The organism is Marisediminicola sp. LYQ134 (assembly GCF_046599635.1).
Classification (GTDB): Bacteria; Actinomycetota; Actinomycetes; order Actinomycetales; family Microbacteriaceae; genus Marisediminicola.
This window is the reverse complement of record NZ_JBKIWP010000002.1, coordinates 394468-406547: the sequence shown is the minus strand read 5'-3', so window position 1 is coordinate 406547 and position 12080 is coordinate 394468. Positions and strand designations below refer to the sequence as shown.

Sequence of the window (12080 nt, the reverse complement as noted above, 5' to 3'; positions counted from 1 at the left end):
GGATGCAGATGAACACAGAGGAGGATGCGGGCGAGGGCTCGGCCCCCGCCCGCATCGGACTAACTCACTTCAGGGTGAAACCCTGCTCACCGGCATACGTCTCGAGAGACTCCTGCAGGCCGTCGGCGGCTTCGTCGGCCGTCATCTCGCCGGCGATCGCCTCCGAGAGCAGTCGCTGCATCTCGTCGTAGTAGAACTGCGTGAACGGCGAGTAGGTGACTCCGTCGTAGTCGAGCGCAGCGGGGGAGAAGATCTCCTGGTTGATCTGCTGTCCCCCGTAGAAGTCGTACTCGCGACCCTGGAAGTAGTCCGACTCGATCATGTCGGGCTGCGCGAGGAACACGCCACCGACCTCGACCGCGAGCTCCTTGTTCTCCTGCGGCTCGTACAGTTCGGCGGCCACTCGCGTCGCGAGCTCGGGGTCTTCGGCCTGAGTCGTCACCGCGAGGGTGCTTCCGCCCCAGTTGACCTGCACGGGGTTGGCGGCGTCCCACTGCGGGATCGGCGCCGCACGCCACACGGCGTCGGGGTCGGCGTCTTCGAACGACGGGATGTGGATGTTGTACCAGACCGGGTAGACGGCCGTCGCGTACTCCCCCGTGCCGAGCTTGGTGTTGAACTCGGGAGTCCACGCCTGATCGGTGCCCACGAGGCCGCGGTCGACGAGGTCGATCCAGTAGTCGAAGACCTGCTTGCTCGCGTCGTCGTTGGCGTTGATGCCGATCTCGGTGAGGTTGGCGCTGTCGAAGTCGAACGGCGCGGCACCGGCCTGGTCGAGGAACGCGAGGTGCTGGCCCTGACCGTTCGGCGCGAAGTTGCCGATCTTGACCGCACCGTCGGTCGCGGCATCCAACTCCTCCGCGGCCTGAGCGTATTCGTCCCACGTGGTCGGGATGGCGATGTCGTTGGCCTCGAAGAGGTCTTCGCGGTACCACATGCCTACGGGACCGAGGTCGACGGGCACGGCGTAGACGCCGTCACCGCTCGAGACGTCGCGCCACGCGCCGGGGGTGTAGTTGGACTCGTACTCGTCGATTCCGTATTCGGCCATGTCGACGAGGCCGTCTTGGATCACGAAGCTGTTGAGCCAGTCGTACTCGATCTGCAGCATGTCGGGGGCACCGGAGTTCGACTGGATGGTCGTCGCGAGCTTGCTGTAGACGTCGCCGCCCTGACCCGCGTTGGTCCAGCAGATCTGCACGTCGTCGTGGCTCGAGTTGAAGTTGTCGATGGTCTCCGCGCTGTCTTCGAGCCAGGCCCAGTAGGTGACGATGGGCACGTCGTCGACCATGATGTCGTTGCTGCAGTTCGTGTCGCTCGCGCCGGCGCCTCCGCCGCTGCCGCCACCACTCGAGCATCCGACGAGACCGGCGGCGACGACGGTCGTCAATCCTGCTGCCAGCAGAGTTCTTTTCGTGAGCATGAGATTCGCTGTTCCTTTCGCGGTGCAGAGACACCGTTGTCTGTGGCCGCGAGGGCGGCCGCTGTTGCTGCGAGGGATAGTGCGTGGCGCCGATTCTCCGAACTCACACCCCGACTCCAACGCTGGAACCCGGATGCCTGCTGCGTTCTCGAAGCGTCTTTCCAACGTTGGAATTCTGCTTCAAAAAAAAGGGCGTTGGCATCACGTTAGAGCGAATTGTTCGGTTTGACAACATTTCGGCGATGACTCATCACGGCGGCTCGCCCGGTCGTCTCGCCCCTCTCGGCCCCGCTCAGCCGCGCTCGGCATCCGCCTTCTGCTGGAAGAGCTCTTTCGTGCGCAGCAACCGCAGGGCCGTCACGAGAACGAGGCCACCGATCATGTTGAAGAGCAGGGTGTAGCCGAACCAGGCGAGCCAGTCGAGGAAGCTGATCGACGCTCCCGACTGGATGGCGCCGAAGATGAGGAGGGAATCGAGGATCGAGTGGAACAGCTGCAACCCCGCCAGCAGGAATCCCCCAATGACTGTCGCGACGATCTTGGCGACCTCGGAATCGGTGCCTTGCTGCATGCGCGTCATGAGGGTGATCGTGCTGCCGCCGAGGATAGCGAGCACGATGCTCTGCAAGCCGAACGGGGCATCGGTGAAGTGTCTGGCCGACTCGACGAGGGTGTCGTGCCACTGCGGAAACGCTTGAACGACGAGCCACATGAAGACCCAGCCCCCGGCGAGGTTCATCACGAGCGTGCCACCCCACAGCTTGACGAGCTGGCCGACCGTGCCCTCGCGCGCGACGACCGCCGCCACGGGCATCAAGAAGTTCTCGGTGAACAACTCGCTGTGCGCGAGCATGAGGGCGACGAGCCCGATGCTGAACGCGAGACCCGCGAGCAGGTGATCGCCGGTCTGATCGAGCACGGCGAGATAGGCCATGACACCGAGGCCGACCTCGAGCCCACCGAAGAACCCCGTGATGAGTATTCCCCGCCACGTGCGCTGCAAGCGCTCGGCACCCTCGGTGATGGTGTTGTCGAACGACTCCGCAAGCTCGTCTTCGACGGGGTCGTCGCGATCGCCGAGTTCGCGGCGTCGCGCGTCGGTCACGGGGTCACTCGTCGGGTGCGCATCCCCTCACTGTCTGCCGGTCGGCGAATATGCGCAACGGCTCGACAAACGTCTCGCGGGCGGGGAGTGTGTCAGGGATCGACCCCCGTTTAGCGCAGGCATTGGACGCATCAGCTCATGACGACGACCGTGCCGCCTGCCGGTACCTCCACCGAGGCGTCGTGGCGCGACCCCGAGATGAGGTCTGTTCCGCCTTGGCGCACCGTCAACGAGTGCGCCGTGTGGTTGATGGCGAAGAGGAACGAGGTGTCGGGTCCGACCCTGCGCACGAGCTCGAGGCCAGCGTCCGCGTCGGCGATCACGGGCAACTCGGCGAGCTCGGCGAGCTCGTCGACGAAATGCAGCATCGCTGCATCGTTGAGGCGCGTCGCGAGGTATGTGGCCGTGCCCGACCCCGCGGTCGCACGCGTAATGGCGGGGACATCGGCCATCTCACCTGAGCGGTATGCCGTGAGCGCGGTCGCCCCGCGGAGCTCGAGCGATTCTGTCCACAGGTCGGCGACCCATCCGTTGTCGAGCTCGACCGTCTCGTGCTCGACGAGGGGAAAGAACTCATCCGTCCGAATCTTGAGCAGGTCGCGGAAAGCACCGGGATACCCTCCCTGCCGAACCCGATTCGTGTCGTCGACGATTCCCGAAAAGTACGAGACGACAACGTGCCCACCTCCTTGGGCGAATTCGGCGATGCGGTCGGCGGCTGCGTTCGACACGACATAGAGCGTCGGCAGGACGACGAGAGCGTATTCGCTCAAATCGGCGGTTGAAGGCACGACATCGACCGCGATGTGACGCGCGGTGAACGCGCGATGCATTCGCTTCGGCAGATCCTGGGGCGCCACCAGGTCTGACGGCATCCGACCGAACGAGAGCGCGGAAGCGGAGTCGTGATCGAACAGGATCGCGACGCGTGCGGGCTGAACACGCGACCCGACCACGGGCGCTAAACGCTTCATGGTGGCGCCGAGCGCCTCGACCTCGCGAAAGATCTTCGAGTCGGCACCGGCGTGGGGAACGACGCCGGAGTGGAACTGCTCGGCACCGGCCGTTGACATCCGCCACTGGAAGAAGAGCGCGCCGTCGGCACCCCGGGCGATGTGAGCGAGGCTATTGCGGGCCAGCTCCCCCGGCGGTTTCGCGCGGTTGATCGATTGCCAGTTGACCGCGCTCGTCGAATGCTCCATAAGCAACCACGGGTCGCCCTTCGCGATTCCGCGAGTGCGATCGGCACTGAACGACAGCTCGGCGTGACGGAACGGATCGGCCGACATCGTGTAATGGTCGTTCGCCACGACGTCGACCTCCTCCGCCCACCGGGCGTAGTCATCGACCTGTGTGTAGCTCATGATCATGAAATTCGTGGTGACCGGGATATCGGGGGTCACCTCGCGAAGCACATCCCTCTCGGCGACGTAATGCTCGAGCAGCGCGTCAGACGAGAACCGCTCGAAGTCGAGCAGCAGACCGGGGTTGTGGCCGCCCCGGGCGAAGCGTGGCGGCTCGATCTGGGCGAATGAGGCGTAGTGGTGTCCCCAGAACGCCGAGCCCCATGAGTCGTTGACGGCATCGACCGTCGTGTACCTCGCCTCGAGCCAGCGTCTCCACGCGACGGCGGTCTCGTCACTATGGCAGCGCGCGTTTTCATTACCGAGCTCATTACTCACGTGCCAGAGCCTGAGTGCGGGGTGCTCTCCGTACCGCTCCGCGAGCGCCCGGACCATCCGGAGTGCATAGCGTCGGAACGTCGCGGAGCTCGGCGACCATGCCAGACGACCGCCCTGGCTCGTGCGCACCCCGCGCTCGTCGACAGTTGCGATCTCGGGATGTGCCCGCAGCAGCCAGATGGGCGGAGCAGCAGTCGGTGTCGCGAGGTTCACGCCGATCCCACCCTCATGCAGCAGATCGAGGATGCGATCGAGCCAGCCCCACTCGAAGACACCGTCAGCCACCTCGAGAAGCCCCCAGGAGAAAACGCCGAGGTTGACGGAGTTGACACCGGCTCGCCGCATTAGCGCGACATCATCCGTCCAGACATCCTCGGACCATTGCTCCGGGCTGTAGTCGCCTCCGAATGCCATCCCATCGGATATCCAGGGGAAGGATCGTCCGCTCGGCTGATCATTCGCGCGGGAGATAAAGTCGGCCATTCTGGTGTCCTTCGTGGTCGTAGGGGTTCTACCGCGTCAAGCGGTTTGCCATCTTACGGATGCTGTCGCCCGACGCCGACGGGGCCGACCACGTCACGACTGCCACGTCACCGCCGGGCTCCGCGCCCGCGGTCACCTCCACGTCGTCGAACTCGACGAGAGCGCATCCCGTCATTCGCTCTCATACGAGCGACCTCTCCTGTCTCGGTGGATGACCGGCGCTCAGCCGGCAGCCTTGGTGACGAGCTCGCGCAACTGCGCCTCGACGGCGTCGGTCACCTCGAGCACGGCGAACGACGTGGGCCAGAAGACGCCCTCGTCGAGGAGGGCTTCTTCGTTGAACCCGATGGATCCGTAGCGCGTGTCGAACTTCGACTTCGGTTGGAAGAAGACCACGACCTTGCCGTCGCGGGCGTACGACGGGAAGCCGTACCAGGTCTTGGGGTCGAGGTGCGGCGCCACCTCCGTGACGATGGCGTGCAACCGCTCGGCGATGGCCCGATCCGACCCCTCGAGCCCCTCGATGGCGTCGACGCACGCCTGGGCTTCGCGCTGCTTCTTCGCCGACCCGGTGCCGCCCTTTGCCTGCTCGCGCAGTTCGGCCGCGCGCTGTTTCATCGCGGCGAGCTCGACATCGCTGAACCCCGACTCGGTGTTTGCGGTGTCGTCTGCCTGGGTGGTGTCGCTGGTTTTCTCATTCGATGCCATCGGGCGCGCTCCTTCGTGATGTCGGGCCGTCACTAGTGAAGCGTGGCCCGGTCTCGCGCCGCTAGCAAGATCTGCGCAACAGAAGCGGCGCACACGACACGATGATGACGGCAGCGCCGAGTCCCGTGAGCGCGAGCGCAGATCCGGCGCTCGTCACCTCCGTCAACGCGCCGTATGCGACAGCGCCCAATGCGGCACCGAGGTTGACGGTCGTGTTGATCCAGCTACTGGCCTCCGTGCGCACGCGATTGTCGGTGCGCTCATCGGCTACGAGGTAACCGGCGATGAGCAGCGGGGCGAGGCAGAGTCCGCTGAGCGTGAACCCGACAAGGGCCGCCAGCGATCCGCCGATGACGCCCGCCGCGACCGTGACACAAACGAGCGCTACCGTGCCGACGAGCAACTGCCGCGTGAGGGATGTTCGCAACCGAAGTCTCCCGTAGACGAGCCCGCCGAGGGCGCTCGCGCCCGCGAACGCCGCGAGCAGCACCCCGGCGAACAGCGTGCTCGACTCCTCAGCGGCTGTTGCAGGCGCCGCGAGTTCGATCGCGCCAAGCACGACGCCCGGGGCGAGCATCGTGACCACGACGAGAAGGAAGCCGCGCGACCGCAGCGGGCCCACGAGCGGCGGGGTGGCCGAGTCGGCCTTGAGCCCCGAGCCACACCGCGCTGAGCCGCGCTCGGCTCGGGACCTCGGGCTCGTCACGAAGAGGACACCCGCGACTGCGACGCACGCTCCCGAAACCGCGAGAGCCGCGAAGGGGTTCACGGCGACTACCAGCGCTGCGGCCAGAAGCGGTCCGAGAGCGAAGGTGAGCTCCTCGGCGACCGCGTCGAGACTGAACGCGCGCGTGCGCCATCCACCCGCCGGCAGCGCCGTCGACCAGAGCACTCGCATAGTTGCGCCGAACGGGGGCGAGGTCGCGCCGGCGAGCGCGCTCACTCCGAAGAGGAGGGGTAGAAAATGATCCGTGCTGAGTCTCACAGGGAAATGCCCGTTCGCACCGTTCTCGACCACTGCGAGCAGCCCGAGCGCGACAAGGGTGACGGCATGCGTGAGGCCGAGAACGAGCATCATGGCCGTCTGCCCGCGGCGGTCGATGAGACGTGCGCGCACCGGTGTGGCCAGCACGTTGGCCACCCCGAGAATCGCTGTCGCTGCCCCCGCCACGGCGAACGAGCCAATGCTCTGCTCGAGCAGCAGGACCAGCGCAAGACCGGAGGTCGCGAGCGACAGTCGCCCGAGGATGCTCGGCGCGAATGCCCGGAGCATTCCCGGAGCTCGCGCCACAGCCCGATAGGTCGGGGGCTGCTCTGGTGGTTGTCGGGCGGATATGGATCGATCAGACATCGTGGGCTCCGAAAGGTAGCGTCTCGACACTCGCGTCAGACGAGCGGAGGACAAAGACCAGCAGGGTCAGCGCGCTACGATGGCGCGCTCGAGCCCGCCCGGGCCGGTGCTGGGAGCTGCGAGGGGCGGGTCGCAGGACCTTAGATAAACGCGACGATGAAACTGAACATCCCTCTCAGCCTAGGTGCCCGCGCAGAGGCGAGCTCAGAGGCAACCACCGGCGGGGCCGTCGGACGCGTGCAATTTTCGCGATCGCCGTCGCAAACGGTGGTCCAGTGTTGGTCGAAACAGCGTTTTGCGACCACGATGCGGCCTCAACCCGCACCGCCCCCCTCCCACCCGCGCGCACCTCGCGACACTCGACTTCCCCCGGGGCCCACTACGGTGTCGTCGTGCCCCTCGCTGACGTCACCATCCGCACCACCACCGAAGACGATTGGCCGCGCGTGCGCGAACTGCGCGTCGAGAACGCGACCGACAACCCGGTCTCCTACGGCGCGACCCTCGAGACGACTCTCGCCATGACTGAGGACGACTGGCGGATGCGCGCCCGCCGAGGCCAGGCCGATGACGCGACCAGCATCGTGGCCATCGAGACAGCCACGGGGCGGTGGATCGGCATGATGAGCGCGCAGACCGGCGATCACGACGGGCCCGAGCTCATCCTCACCGGGGTCTATGTCACGCCCGACTTCCGCGGTCGCGAGCGCGGTGTCGCCGACGCGCTCCTCGATCGGATCGTGGCGTGGGCGACCGAGCGCGGCGACGTGCTGCGACTGTGGGTCGACGAGAACGGCGCACCCGCGAAACGGTTCTATGAGCGGCACGGTTTCACCCCGACCGGTCGCTCGCGCCCGATCGGCTTCGCCGAGGGCCGCACCCTCGAGATGATGCGGCGGCTGCGCTGAGCGGGTCGCGCTACAGCAGCTTTCGCTCCAACGCCCACGCCGTGAGTTCGTGGCGTGACGAGAGCTGCAGTTTGCGCAGCACCGCCGAGACGTGCGACTCCACGGTCTTCACCGAGATGAACAGGTCGGTCGCGACCTCGCGGTAGGAGTATCCGCGGGCGATGAGGCGCATCACCTCCTGCTCGCGAGCCGAGAGGCGGTCGAGCTCGTCGCTCGTCTCGGCCTGCTCGCCCGCGACGGCACCGAACGCGTCGAGCACGAACCCGGCGAGGCGCGGCGAGAACACGGCGTCTCCCCCGGCCACCGCGGCGACGGCGCGTGAGACCTCCTCGCCCGAGCTGCCCTTGGTGATGTAGCCGCGAGCTCCCGCCCGGATGACCCCGACGACGTCTTCGGCGGAGTCCGAGACACTCAGGGCCAGAAACCGCACCTCGCCGAGCAGAGCACTCGACCGCCGGAGCACTTCGGCGCCCCCGCCGCCCGCCCCGCCCGGGAGGTGCACGTCGAGCAGCACGACGCGCGGCCGATGCTCGGCGATGAGCGTGACCGCCTCATCGACCGTCGCGGCCTCCGCCACGACATTGAGCGACGCGTCGAGGTCGCTGCGCAGACCGGAGCGGAAAATCGAGTGGTCGTCGACGATGAGCACATCAATCACGGGGAGCCTCCAAACGCAAATGTACTTCGGTGCCCGCGCCGCCCGCACCGGGGCGCACCGTGGCCGAACCGCCGGCACGCGACATCCGCCCGATGATCGACTCCCGGATGCCGAGCCGGTCTGCGGGCAGGGCATCGAGGTCGACCCCCGGCCCGCGGTCGCGCACGAACACGTCGGTCGAGCCTGGCAGGGTCTCGAGGTAGACCGAGACGTCGCCGCCCGCGTGCCTCGCCGCGTTGAGCATCGCCTCGCGGGCCGCAGCGAGAAGCGGGGCCGACGCCGGCTCGTCGGAGGCCCCGGCCGAGACGACGTCGATGCGCACCGGAAAGTCGAGTTCGACGGATGCCGCGACCCGCCGCAGCTCGGTCGCGAGGTCGCCCGCGGCGGGTTCCTCCGCGGCGAACAGCCAATCGCGCAGCTCCCGTTCTTGCGCCCGCGCGATGCGCGCGACCTCGCTCGAGGCACCCGCCCGGTTCTGGATGAGGGCGAGAGTCTGCAGCACGGAGTCGTGCAGGTGGGCCGCGATCTCGGCGCGCTGCTCCTCGCGCACACGCGCCGAGCGCTCGAGCATGAGCTCCGTCCAGAGGGTGACGACGCGGGGCGCGGCGATCACGGCGACCGCGAGCACCACGAGGCCGACCCCGAGCACGGCGTTGACCGCGTTGGGGCGGCTCGCGAGCGCCACCGCCCCCGCCACGAACAGCAAGCCCGCCGACGCGATGCGCACGATCGTGCCGTAGCGCGGCGACCGGCCGGGGTCGTGGCGGTCGAAGTAGAGGCTCCATCCGACGGCGGTGCCGGCGGCACCCGTGACGACGAGGAGCGCGAGCGACGCGCGGCCCTCCGCGGCCGCGAACGACTCGAACGCCACGAGCGAGGCGACCGCCGCGACCGCCACGAGCAACGCCGCGACGGGGGCGCGACGCGTCACGGCGGTGTCGTCGACATCCGAGTCCGGGGTCGCGTGGGCCGGCTCGAGGGGAACGAGCGCCCACAGCCAGAGGTAGAGCAACGCTCCGCCGCCACCCGCCACGGTGAGCACGATCATGGCGACACGCACGGCGCGCACCGAGAAACCGAGGTGCATCGACAGCGCCTCGCACACCCCGCCGAGAATGACACGGCGTGGCCGCGCGAGAGGCGGCCGGTGGTGGGGTGTCGTCACCCCGTCATCCAACCAGAGGGCGTCGGCGGCAGCGCACCCCCAGTGAGAAGATCAGGGTGCGATGGGGGTCATCCCCCATGGCCGCCGAGGCTTCATCGCGGCCATCATCGGATCATGGCTACCGACACCCCCGGCGACTCGACCACCGAGACCCCGCCGCCCGCTCCTGACACCCCGCCCCTCGCCGGCACGAACCGCTTCTTCGACTGGATGCGGGGACTCGACCTCCCGCGACGCCCCGGCTGGATCGGCGGGGTATGCGCGGGCATCGCCGAGAGGCTCGGCATCGACCCGATCATCGTGCGCGGCATCGTCGTCGTGCTCGCGGTGCTCGGCGGGCCCGCGCTGCTGCTCTACGCCGCGGCCTGGCTGCTGCTGCCCGACGGCTCGGACAAGATCCACCTCGAGCAGGTGTTCCGCGGTCGCATCGAATCGCCGATCGCCGGAATCGGAACCCTCCTCCTCCTCTCGATGCTCCCCGTGAGCCAGGGCTTCTGGGCCATCGGCTCGGTCTGGCAGGGCGAGCCGTACTGGGGCGACTCGTTCGGCCGAGCCCTCTGGACGATCGTCGTGCTCGGCCTCATCGTGACCCTCATCGTGCTCGTCGCCCGGCGCTCGAGCTCGCAGCCCGGCAACGCTCCGGGGTGGCCGGATGGCACATACAGCGCGCCCCACGACGGCCCGGCGGCCGCGACGCCGACATCCGGCGCGGAGGCATCCTTCGCGACGAGCGCGGCTGCGGGCACGGCAGGTGGCGCAGCCGCGGGCACAGCGCCGACCACGACGGCGGGCACGCCACCCACAGCTCCACCCGCCCCACCGCGCGACGCGTCCGCGGAGGAATTCGCCGCGTGGCGCGAACACCAGGCACTCTTCGCCGCCCAGAACGACGCGTTCCGTCGACAGCAGCAGGCCGAGCGTCACGCGGCCTCGCAAGCCGCGCAGGCTCGGGCTCGCGCCGAACGAGCGGAGCGCGCCGCAGTCGAACGTGCGGAGAACGCCCGCACCCGGTCGAACCCGCTCTTCTCCTTCGTCGTCATCGGCTTGTCTCTCATCGCCGGGGGCCTCAGCTTCATCGCCGTGCGCGCCGGCAGCGACACCGCGTCGGCGGTGCTCCCCGCCCTGAGCGTCACCCTCGCCGTGCTCGCGGTCGGCATCATCATCAACGGGGTGATCGGCAAGCGCTCCGGTGGGGCATCCGGTGTCGCGATCGTGGTGCTCACCTCCCTGATCATCACGGGGCTCGTGCCCGACAACCCGAGGGTGGACGTCGTCGGCCAGATGACCTACACGCCCTCCGCATCTTCCGCGGCCGCGGGCCAGAATCCGAACGACATCGTCGTAGCGGCGGGCGACGTGACCGTCGACCTGCGGGAGTTCTACGCGGATGGCGCGGCGAACGCGCCGTCGCGATTCGGCGCCGACCCCTCAGAAGTGAACCTCGTCATCGGGGCGGGCACGGTCACTGTGCTGCTGCCCGCCGACGAGCGCGCGACGGTCGAGGCGACGGTGCTCGCCGGCGAGATCGAGGCGGCCCCCGGCTCCACCTCCGGCATCGGGAACGGCGCCAGCACCCTCGGGTTCGAAGACCGCGGGGTATTGCGCCACATCTCGACCGCCTACGGGGCCGAACGCACCGCCGACCAGAGCCCCGCAGACCGGTCGATCGACCTCACCGTGACCCTGGGCGCGGGCGAGGTCGTCATCATCCGCGACCTCGACACGACACCGACAGAAGGAAACGGCAATGACTGACCCGCGCACCGCACCCACCCAGCAGTACCCCACCTCGCTCCTCACCTCGGACGCGGCCCCCGAGCGCACGATGCGGGCGGGAACCGTCGTGTGGGGGCTCATCCTCTTCGTCGTCGCCGCCCTCACCTTCGTCGTGACGACCCTCGAACCCGACTTCGTCACGGGCGAAGTGGTGGTCTGGGCCGTCGTCGGGCTCGGCGCGGTGCTCGTCGCCGCGGGCGTGATCGGCGCGATCGCGCGGGCGGCGCGGCGACGCGACGACGACTGAGCGGGGTGGGGGCGGGCGGTGCGGGCGCGGCGGGCGCGCGGCGCGCACGCGCCCGACCCACGCCACATCCGCCGCCCATTTCGGCATCCGCCCGCCATTTCTGGGCGGCGGATGCCGAAACGAGCAGCGAGCGCGCCGGCTCCCGCTCCAGACGCCCCGCCTCGTTTCAGCCGCTGAAAGCACTCGCGAAGTCGGCCGACGGTGCGATCTCCTCGATCACGTCGACGAGGATGCGGTCGGGCCCCTCGACGATGAAGTGCCTCTGGCCGAATGACTCGTCGCGGAGATCGAGGCGGCACGGCAGGCCCGCATCCGTGACGAGACGCGCGTACTCCGCCGTCGCGTCGTCGACCTCGATGTTGAGCAGAACGCCCGAGACGGCTGTGCCGAACCCCGCGGGGATCGTCGGGTGGTCGTGGGAAACGAAGGCGAGCTCATGGGCGTCGCGCCGCAAGCTCACGTACCAGTGGGCCGCGAACGTCTCCACGAACTCGAAATGGATTGTGAAGAACGCGGCAGCCTCGGCCGGGTCGCTCACGGCGAGCACGGGATAGATGCTTCGAACGGTCGACAT

The 12080-nt window shown here is 68.3% G+C and carries 12 protein-coding genes; 3 read left to right on the top strand and 9 right to left on the bottom strand.

Going from position 1 to position 12080, the window contains the following annotated elements; genetic code table 11:
• Window positions 1-64 precede the first annotated feature (64 nt).
• The 6 genes from ACLHIH_RS10460 to ACLHIH_RS10435 form a co-directional block, all read right to left on the bottom strand.
• A complete protein-coding gene (locus ACLHIH_RS10460; RefSeq protein ID WP_411316737.1) occupies window positions 65-1423 on the bottom strand; it encodes an ABC transporter substrate-binding protein in 1359 nt (452 codons plus the stop codon).
• 292 nt (window positions 1424-1715) lie between these two features.
• The gene (locus ACLHIH_RS10455; protein WP_411316736.1) at window positions 1716-2528 is read right to left on the bottom strand and encodes a formate/nitrite transporter family protein; all 813 of its coding nucleotides are present in this window, start codon (window positions 2526-2528) and stop codon (window positions 1716-1718) included.
• 131 nt (window positions 2529-2659) lie between these two features.
• Window positions 2660-4624 carry a beta-galactosidase gene (locus ACLHIH_RS10450; RefSeq protein WP_411316734.1) on the bottom strand — a complete coding sequence of 655 codons (1965 nt, stop codon included), beginning with the start codon at window positions 4622-4624 and terminating at the stop codon, window positions 2660-2662.
• Window positions 4625-4721: 97 nt separating this feature from the next.
• A complete protein-coding gene (locus ACLHIH_RS10445) occupies window positions 4722-4868 on the bottom strand; it encodes a hypothetical protein (RefSeq protein WP_411316733.1) in 147 nt (48 codons plus the stop codon).
• Window positions 4869-4915: 47 nt separating this feature from the next.
• Window positions 4916-5401 (bottom strand): iron chaperone, encoded by a 486-nt coding sequence (locus ACLHIH_RS10440; RefSeq protein WP_411316732.1) that lies wholly within the window; start codon window positions 5399-5401, stop codon window positions 4916-4918.
• 61 nt (window positions 5402-5462) lie between these two features.
• The gene (locus tag ACLHIH_RS10435; protein ID WP_411316731.1) at window positions 5463-6674 is read right to left on the bottom strand and encodes an MFS transporter; all 1212 of its coding nucleotides are present in this window, start codon (window positions 6672-6674) and stop codon (window positions 5463-5465) included.
• A 470-nt stretch (window positions 6675-7144) separates the two neighbouring features.
• Between ACLHIH_RS10435 and ACLHIH_RS10430 the strand changes: the two genes are divergently transcribed.
• A complete protein-coding gene (locus ACLHIH_RS10430; RefSeq protein WP_411316730.1) occupies window positions 7145-7660 on the top strand; it encodes a GNAT family N-acetyltransferase in 516 nt (171 codons plus the stop codon).
• Between the two features lie 10 nt (window positions 7661-7670).
• Here the strand turns inward: ACLHIH_RS10430 and ACLHIH_RS10425 are convergent, their stop codons facing one another.
• Both ACLHIH_RS10425 and ACLHIH_RS10420 read right to left on the bottom strand, forming a co-directional pair.
• Complete coding sequence (locus ACLHIH_RS10425; RefSeq protein ID WP_411316729.1) at window positions 7671-8318, bottom strand: LuxR C-terminal-related transcriptional regulator; 648 nt, start codon at window positions 8316-8318, stop codon at window positions 7671-7673.
• A complete protein-coding gene (locus ACLHIH_RS10420; protein WP_411316728.1) occupies window positions 8311-9483 on the bottom strand; it encodes a PspC domain-containing protein in 1173 nt (390 codons plus the stop codon). Before ACLHIH_RS10420 ends, ACLHIH_RS10425 begins: the two co-directional genes overlap by 8 nt.
• Before the next feature lie 114 nt (window positions 9484-9597).
• Between ACLHIH_RS10420 and ACLHIH_RS10415 the strand changes: the two genes are divergently transcribed.
• On the top strand, window positions 9598-11238 hold the full coding sequence (locus ACLHIH_RS10415) for a PspC domain-containing protein (RefSeq protein ID WP_411316727.1): 1641 nt from the start codon (window positions 9598-9600) through the stop codon (window positions 11236-11238).
• On the top strand, window positions 11231-11506 hold the full coding sequence (locus ACLHIH_RS10410) for a hypothetical protein (RefSeq protein WP_411316726.1): 276 nt from the start codon (window positions 11231-11233) through the stop codon (window positions 11504-11506). The genes ACLHIH_RS10415 and ACLHIH_RS10410 overlap by 8 nt, the downstream gene beginning before the upstream one ends.
• Window positions 11507-11672: 166 nt before the next feature.
• On the opposite strand, the gene ACLHIH_RS10405 is transcribed toward ACLHIH_RS10410, so the two are convergent.
• Window positions 11673-12080, bottom strand: coding sequence for a VOC family protein (locus tag ACLHIH_RS10405; protein ID WP_411316725.1), 408 nt, complete (start codon window positions 12078-12080; stop codon window positions 11673-11675).